Origin of the sequence: Sungkyunkwania multivorans, assembly GCF_042675645.1 — a bacterium.
Lineage (GTDB): Bacteria > Bacteroidota > Bacteroidia > Flavobacteriales > Flavobacteriaceae > Sungkyunkwania > Sungkyunkwania multivorans.
Genome location: NZ_JBHTJH010000017.1, coordinates 865,381 through 889,209 on the forward strand (window position 1 = coordinate 865,381; position 23,829 = coordinate 889,209).

Genomic DNA, 23,829 nt, shown 5'->3' on the forward strand with positions numbered 1-23,829 from the left:
TTTGTATCGAAAAAAGAGCGATTGGATTATCTTTATTGCATGAAAGCATATTTTACCTTCGAAACCGAGCGCCTGTATTTGAAGCCTACCTGTAAAGATGATGCGTTATTTCTTCTCGAATTGATGAATACGCCCAAATGGCATCGCTTTATCGGTGATCGAAGTATTAAGACCGTCGAAGATGCCGAGAAGTATATTGAAGAAAAAATGACGCCACAGCTAGAAAGGCTTGGGTACTCCAATTACACCGTCATCAGAAAGTCCGATGGTGAAAAGTTAGGTACCTGCGGACTGTACGATAGAGAAGGATTGGAGGGTATCGACATCGGATTCGCATTTCTCCCACAATTTGAGGGCCAAGGGTATGCTTTTGAAAGTGCGAATAGGATCAAAGAAGCAGCAATCCACGAGTTTCACCTCGATCTTATCAATGCCATCACCGTTAAGGACAATCTTCCCTCACAACGCTTGTTGGAAAAGTTGGGATTAACCTTTGTGAAGACCATTCAAATTCCCAATGACCCTGAGGAATTGCTGCTTTATCAATGGAAGGTTTAGGGATAGCGCCTTAAAAAAGAATACAGGGCCGTAAAATCATTTTCCCCATAGCCATGTTGTTTCGCTAAGCCAAATAGTTCTTTTGTGGCATGGAGGTTTGGAGCAGCAATACCTTCTTCGTAGGCCGAAATAGAGGAAAGATGTAAGTCTTTATGAAGCCACTTCAGCGGGAAATTCGCTTCATAATTATCGTTTTCAAGCTTTGGTCTCACTGCTGCCATTACCGGAGCTACGACAGGGGTCGATAGCAATACGTCGAGAACTGTTTTCTGTTGTATGCCCATGGCTTCACCCATGATCAACGCTTCAGCGAAGGCAGCCATTTGTTGCCCTAACAATTGGTTGACCAACATTTTCACAGAAGCACCTTTACCAACCTTCCCTAGATGAAGTGTCTTTTTTCCCATGACGTCAAATAATGGTTGGGCTTCCTTGAGGTCTCCTTCAGTTCCGCCGACAAAGAAGAGAAGTTCCCCATTTTCTGCTGGCCCTTTTGTGCCTGCAACAGGCGCATCCAAATATCGAAAACCATTCTCATGAGCAATTCTACCGATTTCTACGGAAAAAGATGGATTCACAGTGCTACAATTTATCCAAAGCGCATTAGCTTTCATACCGTTGAAAAATCCTTTGGGGCCAATGGCCATTTCTTTTACTACCTCCGGTGTTGACAGCATGGTAATGACCAAATCACTTTTTTGTGCAAGTTCTAGAGGTGTTTTCGCCCATGTCGCCCCATTTTCTATCATTTCTTTCGCCTTTTCTTGGGTACGATTATATAAAATCAGTTCATAGCTCGCTTTTTGAAGATTCGTAGCCATACGGCTTCCCATAATTCCAAGTCCAATAAATCCTATTTTCATAATCTGTATTTTTAAGTTCTTGCGACAAAGATGGTCTTTCGTATTAAGAGAAATTCCTATAAAATATAAAAAGTGTTGTTTTTCCGTCAGAAAACTATATGTATAAGTCTTTTCGGTGCCTAAGTTGAAATTGTTTTGGAGACAAACCGAAACGTTTGTGAAAAGTTTTGATAAAATGCGAACTATTTTCGAATCCTACAGCTAGCATCACTGAAGTTACAGAGTCAGAGGTCGTTTTAAACAAAGTGGCTGCCTTTTCCAAACGCTTCTCTATCAACCATTTTTTTGGAGAAATACCAAAGCGTGATTTAAAATCTCGTTGAAAGGTCGAAACACTTCGTCCCGAGAGATAGGCGTAGTCTATAACATCCAAGGGTTTGGCAAAGTTGTCTTGCATAAAGGTCATTATTGGCACTTTTTCTCTCGATCTAATTGCGACCAGCCGCTTTGCGAATTCGCTGTCTTTTATAGACAGCGCTACAAGGTGTAATAATTCTAAGAGCTTTGATCTTGTAAATTGATTTTGCTGTTTTCCTCGGTACAATGTCAAAAGCGTATCGACGAATAGGCGCAATTGGTGATTATAGTTTATAACGAGTCTTTTCTCATAGCTATCAGAGCCCGTGTGGTCAAAGCTCGAAAGAAATTCATCAGTGATCTCTTCATCAAAGAAAAAGACCACAGCTTCGAAAATGCCCTCGTGAGGTATGATATCTGTAATGGCATAGATACCTTTTGGTAGCAGTACCATTTGATTTTTATATACGATAGTTAGATTTCCGCTAGCGTCTTCGACTCGAAGAGCCCCACTTAATACTAAGGTCAAAGCATGGGCGGCTAGGTAGCGCTCATTTTGTAGGTCGGCTTCTGTAATACTTTTTAGAATTACACATGATAGCCCATCCATTAGAACTTTTTCTATTTTTGGATGTTTGTAAAATGCTTGAGGTACTACTTTCATTAAGGTCAAATATCGCATCAAAAACAGTGATAAATTACGATATTTTAAAGAAAGTGGTGTTTTTCGGTCATTTTTGTTTTAGGAAGTGATATTGTCAACATAATATTTATAAAGCCTTTCAGGTGAAGCCCCAAAGAACTTCTTTAAATGAATGACGGTGAAATGATATTGTAACCTCCAAGTTCCATTCTTTTCGTATTTACGGGCAGAGGTGGTCACGTAATCGGGAATCACAGTAAAGGAACCAATATCATATAACCGACCGATGAATTCGCAATCCTCGTAGATTCTATAGGTTTCATCGAAACCATCCATGGTCTCAAAAAGGCTCTTTTTGATGAACAACGATTGATCCCCACCACGGCACCCACGAACATTGAATCGGGTAAACCACTGGCAGAATCTTAAGAAGGGATGGTCGCTGTCAAACTTCATCCTAAAGCAACCGGCACTCGCACCATTGCTGATCTCATCGATGATGGCTTTGTCAAAATATTTTGGAGGCACAGAATCGGCATGTAAGAAATATAAGACATCACCTTTAGCAGCTCTGGCCCCGACGTTCATTTGTTTGGCTCTGCCCTTCTCAGCACTTATTATTTGAATGTCAGGTCCCAGCCCGACAATGCCATTACGGCGGGGAGTGATTTCTGTATTGACGGAAATTGTATCGAGACCTCGCACTTCTCGATACTTTTTTTCGCCAACTTTGTTCGAAAAAGCACTCCCCGTCTGCCCGACGAGCAGAGAATTGACAAAGGAACTCACAATTTCCTGTGAACCATCTACGCTACCTCCATCGACCACTATGATCTCATTGACATAGTTGTCTGAAGAATTCTTCAGGAGATAGATAAGCAGTGTTTCAATGGTCGAAACTTCGTTAAGAATAGGAATGACGATACTTATTTTCATAATGGTAAACGCAGACCTCACAGGGTTTTAAAATCTGTGAGGTCTAATTACTTATTCATTCAAACTCCAATCATAATCTTTATAGGAAATCTTCGCCTTTGGAGATATTTGAATGTCGGAATACGTATTCAGAAAATCGATCAGACTACCCTCTTGCTTAAAATCCTTTCCAAACCAACGAAATATTTTGGAGATCTCAACGCTGTTCTCCGAGATCTCATTTCGAAGGTCGTCTGCTAAGAACCCTCTGGCCACTTCGGTGAGCTGATCTTCTAAGCGGACAGCTGTGAACGCCTCATTCAATAGTTTAGGACAGGAAACGGATGCGCAGTTGATGGCAAAATGTATTCGAGGTTCATCCATTTTCCTCAAGATCTTGTGCTCTATATCGTTTAGGGTGTACCATTTTGTTCCGATCTTGGCAAATCGATAATCCCATGGGGCCTTAATGTCTTTGATGCTTTTGGTGGGGTAGTTGTCGATGATCAATTTTATCGTATAGGCGTTGTAGGCATTGATCCAAAAGGCCAAGGTCGCTTCTCGAGACCAGGCGTCGCTAGGTGGATTATCCTCCAATTGTTTTAGGTAGGCATTTAAAGCAGAACGATTTTCTTTAAAGGCCTTATAGTCCACATTTCCCGTTTCGGAGACGTGTCTTTTCAGGAGATCGTCGAACGTAACATGGTTGAAAACGGCGTTGGTTTCATTCTTATGTTCTAGTTTTTCTTTTAAAACATCGTCGCTTTCAGAAATAGGATCTTTTTGGAAAGCCATTTCGAATGCTTTTTTGTCAAATTCATTTTCAGCAAAAATCTTGAAGGCTCTTAATTTTTCTGCGGTTAGGGTATCTCCCTGAGTAAGATGCATGCGTATTCGATCATCGATCATCGTCATGATCGAATCCTTCCTGGTCTTATCGATCTTCTGAAGGGCCTTTTCTAATTCCAATAGATCCTTATCAACTTCGATTGCCACATTCGTTGGTGATTCTGGTTTTTTATCCTGCTGCACCACTTTCTTACTGCTTCCGCACGAAGCCATGAATATTAAGGTAAGTATATATAGGGTCTTCTTCATTTTTTTCAAATAAGGATTACAGCTAGGCAGCATTTTCAGCTGCTAAAGGTAAGTCCAAAATTAATGCTGCACCTTACAATGATTTGTTTTTCTCAAAAGCAGGCATTAGTTTTTAATGTCAAATAAATTTGAAATATTAGTAAACGTTTACTAATATTGAATGACAATTATCCATTTTGAAAGAAAAGATCATAAAAAATGCTATTGCACTCTTTAACGAACACAGTATTTCCAGTGTTTCGATGAAGCAAATAGCAGATACATTGAAGATCAGTGCAGGCAATTTGCAGTATCATTTTAAGAACAAGGAAGCGTTGCTTTTTAAGATCTACGAGGAGATGCATCAGGAAGCATTGCACTATATCCTTCCAGAGAACAAATACATTACCTTGCACCACTTTGAGGAGATGATGTTGAAGTTTGATGACCTTCAGCAACGCTACCAATTTTTCTTCAATGATATCGTGCATATCATCAAGAAATATCCTTCCATTGGGAAGCTTCATGAGACGTCGAATCTTATTCGTTTTAGGGAAGGGAGGAAGTTGATCGATTATTATGTGGAATCAGGGCGTATGGCGCCAGAGACCGATGGGGTCGATTATGACAAGGTTGTATTCTCGGTATGGATGATCAGTACGTTTTGGCAGTCACAGCGTCAGGTGATTCAAACATCGGCCTACCAAATAAATAAATGCCCTTCCATAGAAATGCTCTGGAACCTGCTTATTCCTTATCTGTCCGAAAAAGGATGGGAAGAATATCAGCAGATCAGAAAATTTGTAAAACTCCCAACCAAATAACACCCTTATGAGAAAAATAGAATCGCTCTTCAATGAATATGGTGAGAGCCATCAAAAAAGAATGAATATCATCATTCATTATATATGCGTTCCAATCATATTTTTTAGTTTGATCGGTCTCTTGGCGAGCATTCCGGTGCCAGAGGCGATCACAACGGCCGTTCCCTCGGTAATGGCACCCTACACGCATTGGGGATCACTCCTCATCATCTTTGGATTACTTTATTACCTCCGTTTATCTTTTGTATTATTTGTGAGCATGATCATTTACAGCGCACTTATTTTATTCCTTATTCACCGTATTGAAGTCGCAAATTTTGCACCGCTATGGATCATCATGCTCAGCATTTTTGTGTTAGCTTGGATCGGACAATTTATCGGGCACAAACATGAAGGTAAAAAACCTTCGTTTATCAAGGATCTACAGTTTTTGATGATTGGGCCGGCTTGGACATTGAGTCATCTGTTCGATGCGCTAAAAATAAAGTACTAAGATGGACATTACGACTTGGTATCGCTCTGGAAAGTATTTTCTTTATAAGGATAAACACAGGATCTTTTATCAAGAAAAAGCAAGTGATAAGCCCAAATTGCTGCTACTACACGGATTTCCCACCGCGTCTTGGGATTGGAATAAGATCTGGGAGGATTTGGCTAAAAAATTTCATCTGATCGCTCCCGATTTCATGGGTTTTGGATTTTCAGACAAACCCAAAAGCTATACATATACCGTACATGATCAAGCGGATATGGTCGAGGCTTTATTAAGGTTGAAGAATATCGACAGCCTTCATGTCTTGGCTCATGATTTTGGTGATACGGTGATGCAAGAACTGCTTGCTAGGAGTATTGAAAGTTCGAGTGCGATACATTATAGATCCATTTGTTTGTTGAATGGCGGCATCATTCCAGAAAGCCATCAACCACGGCCCATTCAAAAAGCACTTATCGGCCCTTTCGGACTTTTGATCACCCCATTTTTAAGCAAGAAAAAGTTAAAAAAGAATTTCCACGAGATCTTCGGGAAAGAAACGCCACCGAGCGACGAAGAGATCGATGAGTTCTACACCTTGATCTCCTTTAATCGTGGGAAATATGTTTTTCATAAATTAATTCGTTACATGACCGAACGGAAAATGTTTCGAGATCGTTGGGTAGGTGCCTTGCAAAATTGTCCTATTCCTATCAGCATGATCAATGGAAACCAGGATCCAGTCTCAGGAAAGCATCTGGCCGATGAGGTTAGAAAGTTGATGCCAGTCATCAAAATGGTCGATCTTCCAACCATAGGCCACTATCCTCAGACCGAAGCTCCAGAAAAAGTGCTTAGCCATTTCTTTGAATTTCAAACTAACCATTTTTCAGATCAAGCGTGAAAACAACATTCGACTATATTATCATTGGAGCAGGATCGGCAGGCTGTGTATTGGCCAATCGGCTTTCTGTGGATCCAGCGAATAGCGTTCTATTGCTGGAAGCAGGCGGAAAAGACACCGACCCGATGATCAAAATCCCCGGAGCTTACGGAGACCTTCACAAAAAAAAGATCAACTATGGCTTTTTTACCGAACCCCAACCTCATGTCAATAATCGCAGAATGCATGTGCCGCGAGGCAAGGTGCTCGGTGGCTGTAGCTCAACCAACGCTATGGTTTACGTACGTGGAAATAAGGAGGATTATAACGATTGGGCAAAAGCGGGGAACAAAGGTTGGTCGTATGACGAGGTGCTGCCGTATTTTTTAAGATCAGAGCATTTTGAACAAATTGAAAAGGTAAGTGCATCGCATCATCGACAAGGCGGAGAGCTACACGTCAGTTTTGCAGAGCGATTTAAAACGCCCTTTGCCCAAGCGTTTATCGCAGCATCGCAGAAAGTAGGGATTCCCTATAATGCCGACTATAATGGGGAAAGCCAAATAGGAGTGGGCGATTTTCATATGACCATTAAAAATGGAAGTCGGTGGAGCACAGCCTCGGCTTTTTTGAAGCCGGTGCTCAAACGATCAAACTTGCAAGTGATCACCCACGCCATGGTGAAAGAGATCATCATCGAAAATGATATGGCCACAGGCGTTTCTTTTATATGGAAAGGAAAGGAAATGCAGTCAGTGAAAGCTTCAAAGGAAGTGATCTTGTCCGCAGGCGCTATCAATTCGCCACAATTGCTGATGCTCTCAGGCATAGGCGATAAAGATGAATTGAAACAACACCAAATTCAACTCAAAAAAGAACTTCCTGGCGTCGGAAAGAATCTTCAGGATCATCTGATGAGCTTTGTAAGTTGCAAGGCTAAAGTACAGATGGGGGTCAATCATGTGTTGAAACCCCTGCATAAATTAAAAGCATTGGCTCAATATGCCATCGGTAGATCGGGGCCTTTGACCATTGGTCCGTTGGAAAGCTATGCGTTTTTCAATGCAGCGAATATTCATGGTAGCGTAGATACTCAATTTCAATTTGCACCCATCCATATCGCTGATGGAAAAGGAGTCAATGTCTATGATATGGACACTTTTCCCCGTTGGGATGGTTATACGGTACTACCTTGTCTTTTGCGACCAAAAAGCAGAGGATATATCGGCATCAATAGCAACGACCCCTTCAAGGCGCCCATCATTCAGCCCAATTTTTTGAGCGATGAAGAGGATCTTCAGCATTTGATCAAAGGAAGTAGAAAAGCCATGGAGGTATTGGAACAGGATGATTTTGAACCTTTTAATGCGGGAATGATGGGAATCGGCCTCAATAGTTCTGATGATGAGATCGCTGCCCATATTAGAAAGTTTGTCGAAACCATATATCATCCTGTTGGAACCTGCAAAATGGGCAATGATGAAATGAGCGTCGTGGATGATCGATTAAAACTTCATGGAATAGAAGGGCTACGAGTAGTTGATGCCTCTATCACGCCAACCATCGTTTCTGGTAACACCAACGCGCCGGTGATCATGATCGCTGAAAAAGCAGCTGACATGATCTTAGGTGTTCGCTTTTAAAATAAAACAACAAAAAAACCCATCCACTTTTCAAGGGGATCTGCCTGCCAGCAAAGGCAGCGATGTCCGAAGGGCGGAGGGGTTATTAGACCATAAAAATTTTACCGATGAGTACCCTAAATACCCCATTGACCCTTCCATGTGGAGCTATACTGAAGAACAGATTGGTGAAGGCCGCAATGACCGAACGCATAAGTAATACTAATTTTGAGCCAACATTAGGCCATGAGCTGCTTTATAGCAATTGGTCGAAAACTGGAGCTGGGTTGCTGATCACCGGAAATGTGATCATCGACAGAAAGCATCTCGAATCGGCAGGCAATGTTGTTTTCGATAATAAGCAAATGCTGCCAGTCTTAAGATCCTGGGCCGAGTCATCAAAGATCAATAACAACCATATTTGGGTGCAGATATCGCACGCAGGGCGCCAGACCAATATTTTTGGTACTCGAAGACCTTTGGCTCCTTCTGAGGTACAGTTGAAAAAGCTTGGACTTTTTGGAAAGCCAAAGGCAATGACCTATAAAGACATCAAAGAAGTGATCGACGGTTTTGTAAAAGCTGCTAGTCTGGCCAAAGAAGCCGGATTTACGGGAATACAGATCCATTCGGCACATGGGTATTTGTTGAGTCAATTTTTATCACCAAGGACCAATACTAGAACAGATAAATGGGGAGGAAGTCTCGAAAATCGCAGTCGATTACTCTTATCCATCATAAGGGAGACACGTAAAGTGGTTGGTAATAAATTTCCAATCTCGGTAAAGTTGAATTCTGCTGATTTTCAAAAAGGAGGATTTACTGAAGAGGAATCGCTGGAGGTTGTAAAAATGTTAGATAACGAAGGAATTGATTTGCTGGAGATCTCAGGTGGCACCTACGAAAAGGTAGCTTTCTTTTTGTTGAATGACGATGAGCAAGCAGAAAAAGAAGTGAAAGAGAGCACCAGACGACGCGAGGCCTATTTTATCGACTTTGCAAAAAAGGTAAGACAGGTCAGTAGTGTTCCTCTGATGATCACCGGAGGGTTTCGTTCGTTTGAATTTTGCAATGACGTATTACTGAACGGCGAGGTAGATCTAATTGGAATGGCGCGTCCTTTTATCACCAATCGAGAAGATATTCCCCAATTTTTGGAGGGAGAAATACAACATCTTGAAAATAAAGTGCTCCGTACCGGTATTGCCCAGTTTGAAGATGCCGCCGAAGGAGGCTTCTATGCAAGGCAGATCATACGATTTTCAAAGGGAAAACCCTTTAAGCTAAATATGAGTCCGCTGTGGTGCTCGATGTTTTTAGTGCTTTACGAGCTTAGAAAGGCGATGGGAAAGAAGTTTGTTTGAGTGAAGAACTATTTCGACGATAAGACCTGTCAGGTTTTCAAAATCTGACAGGTCTGACTTATATATCATTCATTGATGAACCCCTCTCATTGGAGAGGTTGGGAAGGGCTAACAACACCCACCACCATCATAATGGAAGGTCGACTCGCTGATAAATATATCTTCTCTGCCTAAAGCAGCTAAGTTGGCTGCCGTCTTATCACAAACAGCGATCGGCTGATTTTTTAAGAGAATATGACCGGCCTTATCATCGAGATATTCATCCTCACCAAAGTAGATAGCAGCTTTTCCTGTAAAGACACATGGGCCATCAGCGGGCATCGGGTCTTTGATAGCGGCTACTTCGATCGACTCTATATAGATATTTTCATCGGTGTCATAATGCTTTGTGTCCAAAATCCGATAGGGTTTGCGGGCGCGGATCTCTATAGTTCCAAATCCAGCATCTGTAAGCATCTTTATATAGTCTTTGATAGGAATGCTTCCACTAAGGCATAGAGCCCTAAGGCGGTCGTCATTACGAAGGGTGTCGTTCATCGGTTGTTCGCAGGTAGGGTCGCTCATCACCAAACGGCCGTGAGGTTTCAATACACGATACATCTCTGCAATGGCCTTTTTTAAATCTTCTGCTTTAAATATGTTGAAAAGACAATTCTGAGCAGCCACATCAATGCTGTTATCTTCCACTGGAAGATTAAGTGCATCACCTTTTTTCAGATCGACAAATTCGCTTTTGAACCAATCGTTCTGCGCCTCAGCCTCCTTGAAGTTCTTGCGAGACGCCTCTAACATTTCGTCAACAACATCTACACCGATCACCCCTCCTTTTTGACGTGAAAAATAAGAGAATTGCAATAGCTCCATACCACCTCCTACACCTACATAAAGAATTTTGGGATTGTTGGTAAGGTCCCGAGCGTGTACGGTGCTTCCGCAGCCATAGTTCATCTCTTGCATGATCTTGGGGATCTTCAATCCCGGGAGTTCCCAAATCGGGTTGGTGGTGCAGCAAAGGCCCACATCTGGGGTCAATGCAGCTTCTTTATATAATGCTTCTGTGGCGTTTAAGTAACTCATAAGTAAATTATCAAAGTGCTTTAATCAATGCTTTAAATATAGTGATCATTTTTGGTTCGGCTTTCCCAGCAACAGCAATGATCTCCGAAACATCTATAGGGGCTAGATTGTCTGGGTCGCATTCATCGGTCAAAACTGACACAGCGACCACAGGTATCTTCAGTTGATTGGCGACGATCACTTCGGGAACGGTACTCATTCCAACAGCATCAGCACCGATGATCTTTAACATTCTGTACTCTGCTTTGGTCTCCAATTGGGGTCCAAAGACAGAAGCATAGACTCCTTGGTTCAACTGTATTCCGTTTGCTGCTGCGATTTCTAAGAGTTTAGTGCGCATTTCTAGGTCGTATGGCTCGCTCATATCAACAAAACGCTCTCCAAATTGTTCTACCCCATGAAATCCAAGCGGAGAACCTCCCTGAAGATTGATATGATCCTCGATCAACATCAGGTCTCCTTTCTTGAATTCGAGATTGATGGCGCCCGCAGCATTGCTGACGAGTAATTTTTTTATTCCCAACATGCCCATCACACGGACAGGATAGGTGACATCGCGAAGATCGTATCCTTCATATAAATGAAAGCGTCCTTGCATCACTACAACTTTCTTCCCCTCGAGTTCACCATAAAGGAGTTTTCCCTTATGAAATTCTACAGTAGCCGTTGGGAAGTTTGGGATATGATTGTAGCTGATTTCCTCTTCTACAGAAAGATGTTCTGTTAGTTGCCCGAGACCAGTACCTAGAATGATACCGATCTCGGGCGCTTCAAAATTACGTTCCTTCAAAAAGGAAACGGTTTTCTGAATTTGTTTTATCATGAAATGCTATTTCTTTAATAATTTTTTGATCTGCCTTCGTCCCTGACTTTCAACATTCATAAAGTATAGACCGGCGCTTAGCGACGAAAGATCTAAGGTAATAGAATTTTCGTTTGATTGCTGTTTATTGCCTAATTCTTGTCCGGAGATATTGTACATGCTTATAGCAAGCGGAAGGTTCAGATCGTTCTTGATGATCGCTTTGTCCGTATCAAGGTCATTGAAGATAGACACTTCTGGCAGATCATTTTCTACCACACTGAGTATTCCTGGGTCGCATGTAGATGAAACGGTTCCGAGTTGTACTCTTCCCCAAAGCACATTCGCAGAAGTACATTGAATGATCACATATTGGTAATCGTTGATGTCCACACCAGCAGGTACGATAAATGCTTGATCGTTGGTGATCGCATCTCCCATATCGGTGCCACCATTGTCATCTTGCAATTGTTGGGTACTTATTTTAATATGGCTACCTCCAGCATTGTCAACACGGTCGTCTGTCGATAAGAATACCTCTAGGGTTATTCCCTGAATCGTACTAAAGTTAGTGAAGTTGACCTCTTTGCCGTTGTCATTAAAGATGAGGTCGGCATCACCGGAGCATGGATAAGTTCCTGGAAAATCCCCTGCTACGAAGGTTCCTACTCTACATTGTTGGGCGCTGGTAACAGGCACGGTAAAAACTGCTAGAACGAGTAAAAGTAATGTCTTTTTCATTTTGGTGGTTATTGGTGATTATTAGTTACGTTATGTACGGTTTAAAAATCGGATATGGCGCTAGATCTTCCTTATGATCGATATCATTGAGCACTTCTAAAAGCGAAACACTTTTATCCTTTAAATCACTAAGGCTGTCCTTCAGAACCGTCTCCGCACCCCAGGCCTTATTTTCAAACAATGCCTTGTGCATCGCTTTCATCCCCATCAAGTAATATCCCCCATCTTTTGCAGGACCAAAAACTACGTCATTGCTTTCCAAGGCCTCAAATGCGTTCGTTATATGTTCGGGTTTTAAGTCGTACAGGTCACTTCCAATGATGACTGCTTTTTCATATCCCAGATCAAAGGCGCTTTTAAATGCGTGCTGCATACGTTGTCCTAGGTCATCACCCGATTGAACGTGTTTTTTGAACACATTTTCATCCCATAGGTCATTGTGTCGTATTTTTATTGAATACCATACAGATCTATCACAAAATAATTTCGAAGCCACATTTTTTGTGTGCGCTAACAGCATTTTATAGACTGCCAAAGCATTCTTATCTCCAATACCTTTGGCTAATCGGGTTTTAACTTTTCCCAACTCGGGATTACGCGTAAAGATGATGAGAAGATTTTTGCTTGATTTCAAAAGTTATTGCTTTATCGATGAGTTTTGAAGGTGCCAGTATTCTTTTGCAGCGCCTGAATGGGTCATTTTTTCAATAGACTTTAATGCCGTTTTTCAAATAGGGTTCCCACGCTTTTGAGAATACATGTACTGAATCTGTTTTTTGGAGGTTCAAATTGAAAACGTCCTGTCCGTGATTTTTCCACTCAAAAATGCCTCCCCATAAGTTAAAAACATTCTTGTACCCAGCTTTTTTTAGTTTGAAGGCAATGTCTTCAGAGCGAACACCCACCGAGCAGTAGACCACGATGGTTCGTTCTTTATCCTTGATGCAACAGGAGACATTTTCAAGTTGAAAATTTTGGTATCCCACATATAATGCGTCTTTTAAATGACTTACTTCATACTCGTCAGCTTCTCGGGCATCTAGAAGTATTGGCTTTTCTGGTAGCGCCTTTAGTTCATCAACCTTTATATAAGGAATACTGTCTGTGTTGAATTTTTGCAACACCGCCTCAATACTTTCCTGTGCAAAGCTTACAGAAAACAGACAGAAAACAGATATGTAGAATATGATTCTCATGGCAGAACAACTCCTTTTATAGACTTTACACGTATGGGGTGTTTATGTGACCGTTCCTTGACAGCTGCTTCCTGCACCGGCAGTACACCCATAGCAATGTTGCGAGATAATTATTTTTCGGTCGTTCAAGAGGTCCTCATTATATTCGGAGATGTGCTTCACCTTACTTGCTACTTTAAGGTCTAACATCTGATTGAAATCACAATCGTACAACCAACCATCCCAGCTTACAGAAATGGTGTTGGTACACATCACGTTTTGTACTGCAGTTGGATTATAGGCTTCCACAAGGGCATACATATAATCCTCGTAGTTTTCTGATGCGATCAAATAATCTAAAAAACGACTGATAGGTAGATTGGTTATTGCAAAAAGATGATGGAATTGAATTCCAAAATCCTCTAGCAACGCTTTCTTAAAATCGTTTTCCAAAGCAGCCTGATCACCAGGTAAGAATGCTCCAGACGGATTGTATACCAGATCCAATCGTAGTTCACTATCCGGCATCCCATATCCAACAGCATTCAGGTCTTTTAGCGCCTGAATCGATTTGTCAAAGACACCATCGCCTCGTTGTTTATCGGTCTTGCCGCGTGTCCAATGAGGCATCGAACTTACGACATGCACATTGTGTTTTTTGAAGAATTCAGGCAGGTCATGATATTTTTTGTTGGCCCTGATGATCGTTAGATTAGAGCGAACGATAAAATCTTTGATACCCGCTTTACTAGCTTCTTCCACAAACCAGCGAAAGTTGGGATTCATCTCGGGTGCACCGCCTGTAAGATCCAAGGTATGGGCACCTGTATTTTTGATGACGTCCAAACATTGCTCCATGGTTTCGCGAGTCATGATCTCTTTTCGATCAGGCCCTGCATCCACATGGCAGTGTTCGCATACTTGGTTGCACATGTATCCAACGTTTATTTGAAGAATCTCTAGTTTTTTGGGACGTAACGGAAACTGATCTGTTTCCCTTATTTTATTTGCAAAAGTGGGTAATTCGCCATCGGCAAAGATACCATTGGATAATATCTCCAATTGCCTGCTAGCGTTTGCCAATTCGTCATTTCTTTTATGTAGTGACTTTGTAGCCATAAATTGAGGTTGGAAGTACGAAGTTTGAGGTACGAAATTTTAGTGTTGGTAGCTCTAGTTTCGTCGTTCGTAATTACATGCTTAACTTATCGTATTTGTTCATCATTTGTACCCCATGTACCAAGGATGCGCCGGCCTCGATCGCAGCACCTGCATGAACGGCTTCCATCATTTCTTCTTTAGTGATACCGCGTTGCAATCCATCTTTGGTATAGGCGTCGATGCAATAAGGACATTTTACCACATGTGAGACGGCAAGCGCTATCAGCGATTTTTCACGAGCAGTTAGTGCGCCTTCCTGAAAAACGGCGCCGTAATAATCGAAGAACTTTGTTCCTAGCTCTTCGCTCCATTCGGTGATCTTCCCAAATTTTCTCAGGTCTGCGGGGTCGTAATAAGTTTTTGACATATTTTAAATTTTCAAAATGGCCTTAAAGATACAGTTTCTTCCTCAAGTACATTGTAGGAGTTAATTAATGATATTTAAATTTTGACGTGTAAAACGCGTGGACTTTACAAAATTCACCCCAAAAGTTTCAGACATTACGAAAACGTTTGAGTAACGATCATTTAATCTGCTCATAATTCATTAAAACATTGTGTTTTGACTATTTTTGAAGAAAACCGACCCACTATGAAAAAAGGATTTCTCATCGATATGGATGGTGTCATCTATGCAAACAATCATCTCATCGAAGGTGCAGACGCTTTTATTCAAAAGCTTCAAAAAGAAAAGATCCCCTTTTTATTTATGACAAATAATAGTCAGCGTACTCCATTAGATACCGTAAATAAGGTCGGAGGCATGGGTATTAGGATCAAAGAAGAGAATGTCTACACCAGCGCCATGGCAACGGCATCCTTTCTCTCTTTCATGAAACCACGTGGCACTGCCTATGTTTTGGGAGAAGGCGGCCTCATCAATAGTTTGTTAAAGGAGGGCTACGAGATGGTGAATCATGACCCGGATTTTGTGGTGGTAGGCGAAGGGAGAAACTTTACCCTCGAAATGGTGAACAATGCGGTGGACATGATCCTCGGGGGCGCCAAATTGATCGCTACGAACCTCGATCCGTCCCCAAAAAAGAAGGGATGGGTTAATTTGGGTATCAAAGCGGTGGTTGCCATGATCGAGGAGGCAACGGGGAAGAAAGCCTTTTCTGTTGGCAAACCAAGTCCCGTAATGATGCGTTCGGCAAGGAAATATTTAGGGTTGGAGGCTAGAGAGACGATCATCATCGGTGATACGATGGATACCGATATTCTTGGCGGGGTACAACTAGGATATACCACAATACTTACGCTTTCTGGGGTCTCTAAAAAAAATGTATTGGACGATTACGCCTTCAAACCGGATATGGTCGTCGATTCTGTTGCTACCTTAGATATTGAAAAGGCCTTGAAAATGAAATGATCAGTTTCTACCTTGGGAATGTTATAGGAATGCTAAAAAATGGCACTTTACTAACGATTCAAATCTCGCTTGCATATCTTTATTGAAGAATAAATGCCTGATCAAAATTTTTCAGGTTTTCTTTTGAATAAGGTCAAAAAATGCTTCACGAATTTAGAGACATCATCCTCAGCGCTAAAATTGCTAGGGAACGAAATATTAAAACGACCTTGGTGACCGTGGTTGCCGTTGAAGGGAGTTCCTATCGACGGCCAGGAGTGCGGATGGCGGTTCACGAAGATGGCCGCATGGTTGGCGCTGTTAGTGGCGGTTGCGTTGAGAAGGAGGTGGCGCGGCAGGCACAAAGTGTCTTTAAAGATGGTGTTCCCAAACTTATGGTCTACGATGGTCGATACCGATTGGGATGCGAAGGCATTCTCTATATCCTTATCGAACCTTTTGAGCCCAAACCCGATTTCTTTGATGCCTTTGAAGCACAATGGAAAATTAGAAAGCCGTTTGAGATAAGTTCATATTTCTTTAAAGAGGCATCCAATGTGCCTAGCGGTGGGTCTTATGTTACATTTTCAGATGAAACTACCTATGAGATCTCTAAAAATTCAGCGATCGACAAAGCGTTGGAACATTTTCAGCAGACGATCAAACCAGGTTTTAAACTCTATATCGTAGGAGCAGAACACGATGCGGTTCAACTTTGCCAATATGCGTCGCTTACAGGTTGGGAAGTGGTCATCGTCGCCCCGCCCGATGATCCTAAGACCATTGACAACTTTCCTGGAGCTAGCGCTTATTTGGGTATTGACGAACATGCTTTTGGCAAAGAGCGACTAGATGAGCAAACGGCCGTTTTGCTTATGACACACAGCTTTGTGAAGGATTTGAAATATCTATCGGAAATGATCGATAAGAAGTTCGCATATCTCGGCCTTTTGGGTCCCAAACATCGTCGCGAGAAAATGATCTCACAGTTATTGGAATATCATCCAGATATATCTTATGCTTTTCTAGAAAGAATTCATGGTCCCTGCGGAATTGACATCGGTGCCGAAACTCCACAAGAAATTGCAATTTCCATATTGGCTGAGATCTTGTCGATAGTGAGAGAGAAAGAACCGATTTCCTTGAAGGATAAAGCTGGAGGCATTCACCAATGAGTGATAAAACGGCCATATTGATGCTTGCTGCAGGTGCCTCAAGACGATTGGGACGCCCAAAACAATTGCTACCCTATAAAGAGACCGTTCTCTTAAAACACTGTGTCATGGAAGCATTAAAGACGCCCGACTGTGATGTTTTTGTGGTCTTGGGAGCCTATTACGACCAGGTCTATGCTGAAATCGAAGATCTGAATGCAGCCGTGATCTATCACCAAAATTGGGAAAAGGGCATGGGCGACTCCTTGAGTTATGGCCTTCAAGAACTTCTTAAAAAAGGGGATTTCGATCGGTTGTTGCTAACGCTAGGCGACCTTCCTCTCGTCGATACCGACCATTTCAGCACGATGCTTAAAAAACATGAGGCTAGCGATAGAAGAATCATAGCAACACAATACGGGAAGATGATAGGAGTGCCGGCGGTCTTTGATTCGGAGTACTTCTCAAAACTTATCGAGTTGAAAAACGATGCTGGGGCAAAACCCATCATTCGGAGACACCGAGATGATGTGGAGGTTGTACTATCCAAAAAGCCGTTTGTGGACGTGGATACGGAAGAGGCGTATAATGAGTTATTGCGCCAAGAAAAAGAAGGACATTTTTAGTGGGGATTAGGATTCTATTTTGTTAATTCAATCGCTTTTTCAAGAAATTCATCTTTTCCACTTTTTACACCTTCGATGGTTTTGTTGATATAGATATCTGGTAGTATGCCTACTCCATGAAGTTGCGAACCATCATGTTTTAGAACCTTCATTCCTGTGAATCGTATATAATATCCTCCTGGAAGATCAAACCCATTGACATTACCATTAGCCCCAGCAGTCGGTTGCCCAACGATCATGGCCAGGTTATAACCATCAATATATCCCATATAACTTTCGGCATAGCTTATCGCTTGCCCGTCAATTATAAAAATGATCTGTTTATCACCTAAGTAGGGTTTTTTTGCTTTGACAGACCAAGAAAAATTATCAAATCTCACATTTTGTTGATTAGGGAAAATGATTTTCGGCACTCTCATCCATGAGGTCGTCGTATCATTTGACTTAAGTAGATGAGATATAAAATCGTGATTACGATTTGGATAGCCACGTAGGTCACATATTATGGACGTAGCTTGCTCTAGTTTTGGCATGAGTTTATTGATTGTTGGCATGTCTGCTCTGTCCAAATTGAGATAATATACATTATTGTTTATTGCCTTATGATCGACTTCCCATTCATCAGGTACTTTTTGCTCGCTTCGCAGGAGTTCAATTTCTTTACCATCGACATTGATAATAAATTTAGAATCTTTTTCTCCTAGTAGGCTTAGAGTTTGCGCTCTGTAGTTCAACCAGCCTTCAGTTCCCGCCGAAATTCTCGACTTAATTTCGGAAAAGTGATCTTCTGCAGTTTCACCATTGATATGGGTTACGACGTCACCAACAACAATAGGAACTTGTTCATCATGGACTTGGGTAATAACAAGTTTATCCTCTATCCATTCCCAAGAAATTGGAGGGGCAAACCGTTTCGTATTTTTCTTTGACACTACAAGATGCCCATCTTTCAATGGAGCTGTAAATTTTTGAAGTGTAATAAGATGGTCCTCCTCGGTTTTGTCTGTGAAACACCTTCCGAGAGCTTTCTCTAACTCCTTATCCCAATCAACATCGACAACATCCATATAGGGGTAAAAATGTTTGAAAACATTATAGGTGTTGATGATATTTCCTAGTCTTACAGGCAGAGAAGAGGGGTCGGTATTGATATTTCTCAAGGTATTTTCAATAAGGATTGGAGTGTCATCTTGTTCGAGGGTTGGAAATGTGCCATCTGCATTTGTGTACAATACAAGAGGTATTTGACATAATAAATTTTCACTGATTTGTTTCTCAATGATGGTTCCAAAATTAGGTTGTTTATCAAAAATCTGTTTTTCTTTTTCAATTTTAGTTTCTTCAACAGATTTAATTACAACAGACCTTTTCCCTTCTTGTTGCTCGTCTTCAGTGATTTCAAAAGTATAGCCTGCACCTTCATGAATCCATCGATTTTGATTGTTATTATTAGCTAATGAATCTATCTCAAACCCACTATTTTTTATTGGAATATCAAACCACTTGTTGTCATGCTCATATGATATTTGAACATTGTCTATATAGAGTTTTCCTTTGCCTTTTAAAGAGGCACCAAAAATAAGGGTCTTTGCGAGAGGGTCAATTGTTCCGATGATTTCATATTGTTTCCATTCGTTTTCTAGAATAGGATCCCTTCGCATGTTATTAAAAAAACCAGTAGTATTATCCTCGTCTATGACTCGAAGTCTGAGATGTCCAGTCCCGGTAGACTCTTCACCCAATTTAACCCAAGCGACAAATTTAACTTTGCTACCTCTGTACTTTGCGGCATCAATGGACGCAATGATTTTTCCAAATGGGTCTGAGATGGCTGTTTTTTTAATCCCATTGACTCTTACGCTTTTATAAATATTACGATACTTGGGGTCATTAAAACAGCCCAACCCTTTGTGCTGCCAGTAGGTTGTTTCGTAACCTTTTATATTTTCTGGCGTTATGCTCTTTAAATTAAATTTTGTAGAATTCTTAGAGTTAAGAATAACAATCGAAGGAGCGATTGGGTCAAATAGCTCTTTTAGAACAGTAGCATATTCTTTGTTCGAATCTAATTTGATAATTTTCTCAGCACCATAAATCGAAAACTTATCCCAATCAAGGTTAGAAGCTTCATCAGACGGGTGAAAGTACTTTACGTATCCATATACTTTGGCAAATGCTGTTAGACTATCTATTTTATGATTGAAGAGATTATTTTCTTCCCTATCAAGACAACATACTAAAAAGAGTAGAGATGTTATTGCTGCGAACTTTTTCAATACTTATTACGCAAAATCGTTATTAACCAATAAGCTCCTGCTCTTCCATACCGATATATTTTATAAACGGTTGTTTGTATAAGCGCTGCCCAGTGGCTGCTTTGATCGCATTGGCAACAGCGCCGCCCGCTGGTGGTAGGGCAGGTTCACCAAGACCTGTTGGCGACAACTCATTTTCTACAAAATATGTTTCAACGATTGGCGTCTGGTTCATTCGTATGAGCTGATAACTGTTAAAGTTGGTATGCTCGGGTGCTCCCTCGTTAAATCCGAAGTCGCTATACATGGCATGGCCAATACCATCGATGACGCCACCTTCGATCTGATTCTTCGCTCCAAGTGGGTTCACTACAATACCACAATCCACCGCCACGACGACTTTTTTAACAACGGGGAAGCCATCTTTAATGACCACTTCCGCTACTTCCGCTACATGGGTATTATGACTGTAGTATGCAGAAAATCCTTGATAAACGCCATCTTGTTTTTTACCCCAGTTTGCTTTTTTGGCGGCAAGTTTGATGGTATTTTCCATGCGCTCTCCAGAATACTGAATACGTTCGTCTGTGGTGCCTTTTACATTTTGTAGTAGATCCAATCGTAGCTGAACTGGGTCCATTTCGAGCGCTTCTGCCAACTCGTCAAAAAAACTCTGCTCTGCAAACGCCAAGAAATTGGTATAAGGCGCACGCCAAGCTCCTGTGGTAATATTGCTATTATAGTTGGCTGTGTCCACCTTATAATTCGCTATAGCACCAGCGGGGAAAAAGTTCGGAATCAATCCATACATATTGGAGTTGATAGCCGCTTCTTTTAAATGATATCCCGTGACTTTTCCGTCTTTAATCGAGGCCTTGATCCTATATTTTATCGCAGGGCGATAGATACCTGCGGCCATATCATCTTCACGAGAGAAGACCACTTTCACTGGCTTCTTGATCAGGTTGGAAACTTCGGCAGCCTCCATTACAAAATCGCCATAAAGGCGTCTTCCGAAGCCACCGCCCATACGTGTCATTTCTAGGTGAATGTCATCGACATTCCTTTCTAACATTTCTGCTACTCTACGGGCCGTTCCCGCTGGGGTTTGTATAGGACCTACCAAATGGACCTTATCTGCAGTAACATCGGCATAGAAATTCATCGGCTCCATACAATTGTGCGGTAGAAAAGGCGACTCATAGGTGCGCTCAATCACCTGATCGGCTTCTGCAAAGGCCTTTTTTACATTTCCATCTTCCCGCCTCGTGTCAAAACTGTTGCCATCCAAAAGATCCATAAGGATCTTATCGTGATCGGCCGTATTTTCAAGTTTAGAATCCACTTGCCAATTGACTTTCAATGCTTTCTTACCTTTCATGGCCGCCCATGTATTGCTGGCAATGACCGCGATCTTATCACCAAATCTGACGACCTCAGAAACACCTGTAACTGCCTTAGCCGCGGTATCATCAAAGTCCACCAGCTTTTGTCCGAAAGCAGGAGGTCGCAAAACGGATGCATATTGCATACCTTCCGCGGTATAGTCCAGTCCAAACAATGGTTTGCCGGTGATGATCTTATCGATGTCGACATTGCGAATATCTTGTCCGATAATTTTATAGTCTTTTGGGTCCTTGAGTTTTACATTTTCCGGAACTTCCATCGCTGCCGCTTCCTTTACCACATCGCCATAGCCTAGCTTATCACCGTTTGCATTAGTGATGACACCTTCGGAAGCACTGCAACTGGACGCATCGACTCCCCACTTGGCTGCTGCTGCGTTAACAAGCATCTGTTTTGCCGTGGCTCCGGTTTGCCTCAAGGCATCCCAACCAAAGCGGATGGATTGACTTCCTCCAGCCACTTGGCGCTGGTAATTTTTGGTATCTAAAATGCCTTGGGCCACATGCACATCTTTCCATGCCACATCCAGTTCTTCGGCGATGATCATCGGCATAGAGGTCTTTACGCCTTGGCCAATCTCTGGATTGGGTGAAAAAATAGTGACGATCCCATTGTCGGCAATTTTTATAAAGGCATTGAAATTGTTAAAGTTCAATTGAGAGATATCAACAGGAGGAGCTACTTTGTCTTTACAGGCGGTAAAGAAGTTAAAGCCGATAAGCATGCCACCACTCGCCAGAGCTGATGTTCTTATAAAGTTCCTTCTACTAAAAGTAAGGGTGTTATTGGATTTCATGATAGCTGGTTTTTAGGTGGATCTACGACATTTTTTTGGCGGCGAGCGCTACGGCTTTCTCTATACGGTTGTAGGATGCACAACGGCAAATATTACCGTTCATACCGTCTCTTATCTGTTCTCGAGATGGATTGGGATTATTCTTCAAAAATGATGCGGCGGCCATGATCTGTCCGGCTTGGCAATACCCGCATTGCGGAACATCCAGTTCTTTCCAGGCTTGTTGCAGTGGATGGTCACCATTTTCGGAAAGGCCTTCGATAGTTGTAATTGATTTGCCTTGCAATTGCGAAACAGGAAGCAGGCAGCTGAGGTTGGCATTGCCATCGAGATGGATGATGCAGGCACCGCATTGCCCGACGCCGCAACCGAATTTAGTGCCGACAAGACCGAGTTCGTCTCTTAATACCCATAGAAGTGGAGTGTCTGCATCGGCATTGACCGTAACTTCGTTTTTATTGACGGAGAAAGTGTAGCTTGGCATAACGTAGTGATTGGTTAATTAATACTTCAAGTTATGGAAAAAAAAGATGGTATTGGGAAGCTTTAACAGTTCTCGTGCTCCTTTTTAAGAGTTTTCTAACATAGCTCCTTTCCATACGGCCATCTATATCGCTTACTCTCCCAGTAAACCGAAAACTCCTTTGGTCAAAAATTGGGTATTTGGATCAAAGATATCGGCGTTCTCAATAGCCATATACCCAGCGTATTCTTTTTTTGTTATGACTTCTTTCTGACCAAAGAAAAACAGGTCTCCTTGCTTTTCCTCAAGGGCCAAAACATACGATACCTCATCAACGATTATAATGGCTTCGCTTGGTAATGCTTTTGCAAAGGTAGCATCCGTAACGATAGCAGCTTCTACGAACATTCCAGTTAAAAAATTATTGTCGGACTCGTTCTCTAGGTGTGCATGCACTTTGATGGTTCTGTCATCCCTGATGGCTGTCCCTACCAAATATACCTCGGCTTTAAAAGCTTCCGATGAAGCTTCAGGAATTTTAAAATCAATTTTCTGACCTTTTTTCACTTTCATGATGTCTTTTTCAAAAACAGATAACTCTAAGTGAATGTGATCGTTGTCGATGATCTCTAAAATCTCGGTTGCAGGAGAGACGTACGAACCTTTTGTAACATTCACCTTGGTGATACTTCCAGAAATGGGAGCATAAATGGTTGCGATAGAGCGTATTTCACCGTTTTCCACGCTCGAAGGGGAGATGTTCAACATTCTTAATTGCTTTTGAAGCCCTAAGTGCTTTGCGACGGCCATCTTATAATGGCTCTCGGCTTTTAAGTAACTCTTTTCAGAAGAGATGTTTTCTGCTAGCATCGTTTTCTGTCTCTCGTATTCAGCCTTTAAGTAAGAAAGTTGCTGGTGGACCTCCATATACTCTTGCTGCATTTTTACAAACTCCGGATTTTCTAAGGTGACCAGCACTTGTCCCTCACGCACCTTATCGCCGATGAGTAAAGGCGCCGTTTTGATATATCCACCCATAGTAGCATTTACCACAGCTCTATTCTCTGGTGGAACATCTATAACGCCGTTTACATTGATCACTGTAGGAAAGGGCTTTTCTTTCAGCTCATCCAAGGTCATTTGGCTTTGTTCAAATTGCGCTTTTGTCACTTGGATTCGATGATTCATTCTTTGTTCGCTTTTGGATTCTGAGGTGGTTGATGGATTATTCTTCTCGCCACAACTCCAGAAAGCAAGGACTATACTTAATGTGACGATTATATATAGCGTTCGTTTCATAAGG

General features: G+C 41.8%; 24 protein-coding genes. 9 read left to right on the plus strand and 15 right to left on the minus strand.

What is annotated here, in order from left to right; genetic code table 11:
- Positions 1–39: 39 nt before the first annotated feature.
- The gene (locus ACFQ1M_RS15195; protein WP_386409711.1) at positions 40–558 is read left to right on the plus strand and encodes a GNAT family N-acetyltransferase; all 519 of its coding nucleotides are present in this window, start codon (positions 40–42) and stop codon (positions 556–558) included.
- Here ACFQ1M_RS15195 and ACFQ1M_RS15200 read toward each other — a convergent pair.
- From ACFQ1M_RS15200 to ACFQ1M_RS15215, 4 genes are all read right to left on the minus strand, one after another.
- Positions 555–1,607: an NAD(P)-dependent oxidoreductase gene (locus ACFQ1M_RS15200; protein ID WP_386410899.1), complete on the minus strand. Its 1,053-nt coding sequence runs from the start codon at positions 1,605–1,607 to the stop codon at positions 555–557. The genes ACFQ1M_RS15195 and ACFQ1M_RS15200 overlap by 4 nt on opposite strands.
- Positions 1,516–2,382 (minus strand): helix-turn-helix domain-containing protein, encoded by an 867-nt coding sequence (locus ACFQ1M_RS15205; RefSeq protein WP_386409713.1) that lies wholly within the window; start codon positions 2,380–2,382, stop codon positions 1,516–1,518. The genes ACFQ1M_RS15200 and ACFQ1M_RS15205 overlap by 92 nt, the downstream gene beginning before the upstream one ends.
- Positions 2,383–2,460: 78 nt before the next feature.
- Entirely contained in the window at positions 2,461–3,297 is an 837-nt protein-coding gene (locus ACFQ1M_RS15210; RefSeq protein WP_386409715.1) for a TIGR04283 family arsenosugar biosynthesis glycosyltransferase, read from the minus strand.
- Positions 3,298–3,348: 51 nt separating this feature from the next.
- On the minus strand, positions 3,349–4,374 hold the full coding sequence (locus tag ACFQ1M_RS15215) for a DUF547 domain-containing protein (RefSeq protein ID WP_386409717.1): 1,026 nt from the start codon (positions 4,372–4,374) through the stop codon (positions 3,349–3,351).
- 176 nt (positions 4,375–4,550) lie between these two features.
- Here ACFQ1M_RS15215 and ACFQ1M_RS15220 point away from each other — a divergent pair, with 176 nt between their 5' ends.
- The 5 genes from ACFQ1M_RS15220 (at position 4,551) to ACFQ1M_RS15240 (ending at position 9,518) form a co-directional block, all read left to right on the plus strand.
- Positions 4,551–5,177, plus strand: coding sequence for a TetR/AcrR family transcriptional regulator (locus ACFQ1M_RS15220; RefSeq protein WP_386409719.1), 627 nt, complete (start codon positions 4,551–4,553; stop codon positions 5,175–5,177).
- 7 nt (positions 5,178–5,184) lie between these two features.
- Positions 5,185–5,670: an Mpo1 family 2-hydroxy fatty acid dioxygenase gene (locus tag ACFQ1M_RS15225; RefSeq protein WP_386409721.1), complete on the plus strand. Its 486-nt coding sequence runs from the start codon at positions 5,185–5,187 to the stop codon at positions 5,668–5,670.
- Between the two features lies 1 nt (position 5,671).
- Entirely contained in the window at positions 5,672–6,553 is an 882-nt protein-coding gene (locus ACFQ1M_RS15230) for an alpha/beta fold hydrolase (protein WP_386409723.1), read from the plus strand.
- Entirely contained in the window at positions 6,550–8,175 is a 1,626-nt protein-coding gene (locus ACFQ1M_RS15235; RefSeq protein WP_386409725.1) for a GMC family oxidoreductase, read from the plus strand. Before ACFQ1M_RS15230 ends, ACFQ1M_RS15235 begins: the two co-directional genes overlap by 4 nt.
- A 107-nt stretch (positions 8,176–8,282) precedes the next feature.
- On the plus strand, positions 8,283–9,518 hold the full coding sequence (locus ACFQ1M_RS15240) for an NADH:flavin oxidoreductase/NADH oxidase family protein (protein WP_386409727.1): 1,236 nt from the start codon (positions 8,283–8,285) through the stop codon (positions 9,516–9,518).
- 108 nt (positions 9,519–9,626) lie between these two features.
- Here ACFQ1M_RS15240 and arsM read toward each other — a convergent pair whose 3' ends face one another.
- The 7 genes from arsM to ACFQ1M_RS15275 all read right to left on the minus strand — a co-directional run bounded on the left by arsM (position 9,627) and on the right by ACFQ1M_RS15275 (position 14,841).
- Entirely contained in the window at positions 9,627–10,595 is a 969-nt protein-coding gene (gene arsM / locus ACFQ1M_RS15245) for an arsenosugar biosynthesis arsenite methyltransferase ArsM (RefSeq protein ID WP_386409729.1), read from the minus strand.
- 10 nt (positions 10,596–10,605) lie between these two features.
- A complete protein-coding gene (locus ACFQ1M_RS15250) occupies positions 10,606–11,418 on the minus strand; it encodes a purine-nucleoside phosphorylase (protein ID WP_386409731.1) in 813 nt (270 codons plus the stop codon).
- A gap of 6 nt (positions 11,419–11,424) precedes the next feature.
- The gene (locus tag ACFQ1M_RS15255) at positions 11,425–12,138 is read right to left on the minus strand and encodes a DM13 domain-containing protein (RefSeq protein WP_386409733.1); all 714 of its coding nucleotides are present in this window, start codon (positions 12,136–12,138) and stop codon (positions 11,425–11,427) included.
- A gap of 25 nt (positions 12,139–12,163) precedes the next feature.
- On the minus strand, positions 12,164–12,772 hold the full coding sequence (locus tag ACFQ1M_RS15260; protein WP_386409734.1) for a TIGR04282 family arsenosugar biosynthesis glycosyltransferase: 609 nt from the start codon (positions 12,770–12,772) through the stop codon (positions 12,164–12,166).
- A gap of 70 nt (positions 12,773–12,842) precedes the next feature.
- Positions 12,843–13,334 carry a rhodanese-like domain-containing protein gene (locus ACFQ1M_RS15265; RefSeq protein WP_386409736.1) on the minus strand — a complete coding sequence of 164 codons (492 nt, stop codon included), beginning with the start codon at positions 13,332–13,334 and terminating at the stop codon, positions 12,843–12,845.
- A gap of 42 nt (positions 13,335–13,376) precedes the next feature.
- Positions 13,377–14,432 (minus strand): arsenosugar biosynthesis radical SAM (seleno)protein ArsS, encoded by a 1,056-nt coding sequence (arsS, locus tag ACFQ1M_RS15270; RefSeq protein ID WP_386409738.1) that lies wholly within the window; start codon positions 14,430–14,432, stop codon positions 13,377–13,379.
- 73 nt (positions 14,433–14,505) lie between these two features.
- A complete protein-coding gene (locus tag ACFQ1M_RS15275; RefSeq protein ID WP_386409740.1) occupies positions 14,506–14,841 on the minus strand; it encodes an arsenosugar biosynthesis-associated peroxidase-like protein in 336 nt (111 codons plus the stop codon).
- Between the two features lie 225 nt (positions 14,842–15,066).
- Here ACFQ1M_RS15275 and ACFQ1M_RS15280 point away from each other — a divergent pair, with 225 nt between their 5' ends.
- The 3 genes from ACFQ1M_RS15280 to ACFQ1M_RS15290 all read left to right on the plus strand — a co-directional run bounded on the left by ACFQ1M_RS15280 (position 15,067) and on the right by ACFQ1M_RS15290 (position 17,605).
- Positions 15,067–15,846, plus strand: coding sequence for an HAD-IIA family hydrolase (locus tag ACFQ1M_RS15280; RefSeq protein ID WP_386409742.1), 780 nt, complete (start codon positions 15,067–15,069; stop codon positions 15,844–15,846).
- A gap of 140 nt (positions 15,847–15,986) precedes the next feature.
- On the plus strand, positions 15,987–17,000 hold the full coding sequence (locus ACFQ1M_RS15285) for an XdhC family protein (protein WP_386409744.1): 1,014 nt from the start codon (positions 15,987–15,989) through the stop codon (positions 16,998–17,000).
- Positions 16,997–17,605, plus strand: coding sequence for a nucleotidyltransferase family protein (locus ACFQ1M_RS15290; protein ID WP_386409746.1), 609 nt, complete (start codon positions 16,997–16,999; stop codon positions 17,603–17,605). The genes ACFQ1M_RS15285 and ACFQ1M_RS15290 overlap by 4 nt, the downstream gene beginning before the upstream one ends.
- 14 nt (positions 17,606–17,619) lie before the next feature.
- Here the strand turns inward: ACFQ1M_RS15290 and ACFQ1M_RS15295 are convergent, their stop codons facing one another.
- The 4 genes from ACFQ1M_RS15295 to ACFQ1M_RS15310 form a co-directional block, all read right to left on the minus strand.
- Positions 17,620–19,881, minus strand: coding sequence for a S41 family peptidase (locus tag ACFQ1M_RS15295; RefSeq protein ID WP_386409748.1), 2,262 nt, complete (start codon positions 19,879–19,881; stop codon positions 17,620–17,622).
- Positions 19,882–19,903: 22 nt separating this feature from the next.
- Complete coding sequence (locus ACFQ1M_RS15300; RefSeq protein ID WP_386409750.1) at positions 19,904–22,063, minus strand: xanthine dehydrogenase family protein molybdopterin-binding subunit; 2,160 nt, start codon at positions 22,061–22,063, stop codon at positions 19,904–19,906.
- Between the two features lie 22 nt (positions 22,064–22,085).
- Positions 22,086–22,547: a (2Fe-2S)-binding protein gene (locus ACFQ1M_RS15305; protein WP_386409752.1), complete on the minus strand. Its 462-nt coding sequence runs from the start codon at positions 22,545–22,547 to the stop codon at positions 22,086–22,088.
- A gap of 132 nt (positions 22,548–22,679) precedes the next feature.
- Positions 22,680–23,825, minus strand: a complete 1,146-nt coding sequence (locus ACFQ1M_RS15310) for an efflux RND transporter periplasmic adaptor subunit (RefSeq protein WP_386409754.1) — start codon at positions 23,823–23,825, stop codon at positions 22,680–22,682.
- Positions 23,826–23,829 lie beyond the last annotated feature (4 nt).

What these genes read in the sequence shown, in the direction of transcription:
- ACFQ1M_RS15280 (WP_386409742.1), top strand. Translation starts at nt 15,067, where the DNA reads ATGAAAAAAGGATTTCTCATCGATATGGATGGTGTCATCTATGCAAAC.
- ACFQ1M_RS15205 (WP_386409713.1), bottom strand. Translation starts at nt 2,382, where the DNA reads ATGAAAGTAGTACCTCAAGCATTTTACAAACATCCAAAAATAGAAAAA.
- ACFQ1M_RS15250 (WP_386409731.1), bottom strand. Translation starts at nt 11,418, where the DNA reads ATGATAAAACAAATTCAGAAAACCGTTTCCTTTTTGAAGGAACGTAAT.
- ACFQ1M_RS15225 (WP_386409721.1), top strand. Translation starts at nt 5,185, where the DNA reads ATGAGAAAAATAGAATCGCTCTTCAATGAATATGGTGAGAGCCATCAA.
- ACFQ1M_RS15195 (WP_386409711.1), top strand. Translation starts at nt 40, where the DNA reads ATGAAAGCATATTTTACCTTCGAAACCGAGCGCCTGTATTTGAAGCCT.
- ACFQ1M_RS15240 (WP_386409727.1), top strand. Translation starts at nt 8,283, where the DNA reads ATGAGTACCCTAAATACCCCATTGACCCTTCCATGTGGAGCTATACTG.
- ACFQ1M_RS15290 (WP_386409746.1), top strand. Translation starts at nt 16,997, where the DNA reads ATGAGTGATAAAACGGCCATATTGATGCTTGCTGCAGGTGCCTCAAGA.
- arsM (WP_386409729.1), bottom strand. Translation starts at nt 10,595, where the DNA reads ATGAGTTACTTAAACGCCACAGAAGCATTATATAAAGAAGCTGCATTG.
- ACFQ1M_RS15215 (WP_386409717.1), bottom strand. Translation starts at nt 4,374, where the DNA reads ATGAAGAAGACCCTATATATACTTACCTTAATATTCATGGCTTCGTGC.
- arsS (WP_386409738.1), bottom strand. Translation starts at nt 14,432, where the DNA reads ATGGCTACAAAGTCACTACATAAAAGAAATGACGAATTGGCAAACGCT.
- ACFQ1M_RS15300 (WP_386409750.1), bottom strand. Translation starts at nt 22,063, where the DNA reads ATGAAATCCAATAACACCCTTACTTTTAGTAGAAGGAACTTTATAAGA.
- ACFQ1M_RS15210 (WP_386409715.1), bottom strand. Translation starts at nt 3,297, where the DNA reads ATGAAAATAAGTATCGTCATTCCTATTCTTAACGAAGTTTCGACCATT.
- ACFQ1M_RS15255 (WP_386409733.1), bottom strand. Translation starts at nt 12,138, where the DNA reads ATGAAAAAGACATTACTTTTACTCGTTCTAGCAGTTTTTACCGTGCCT.
- ACFQ1M_RS15275 (WP_386409740.1), bottom strand. Translation starts at nt 14,841, where the DNA reads ATGTCAAAAACTTATTACGACCCCGCAGACCTGAGAAAATTTGGGAAG.
- ACFQ1M_RS15305 (WP_386409752.1), bottom strand. Translation starts at nt 22,547, where the DNA reads ATGCCAAGCTACACTTTCTCCGTCAATAAAAACGAAGTTACGGTCAAT.
- ACFQ1M_RS15265 (WP_386409736.1), bottom strand. Translation starts at nt 13,334, where the DNA reads ATGAGAATCATATTCTACATATCTGTTTTCTGTCTGTTTTCTGTAAGC.
- ACFQ1M_RS15285 (WP_386409744.1), top strand. Translation starts at nt 15,987, where the DNA reads ATGCTTCACGAATTTAGAGACATCATCCTCAGCGCTAAAATTGCTAGG.
- ACFQ1M_RS15230 (WP_386409723.1), top strand. Translation starts at nt 5,672, where the DNA reads ATGGACATTACGACTTGGTATCGCTCTGGAAAGTATTTTCTTTATAAG.
- ACFQ1M_RS15310 (WP_386409754.1), bottom strand. Translation starts at nt 23,825, where the DNA reads ATGAAACGAACGCTATATATAATCGTCACATTAAGTATAGTCCTTGCT.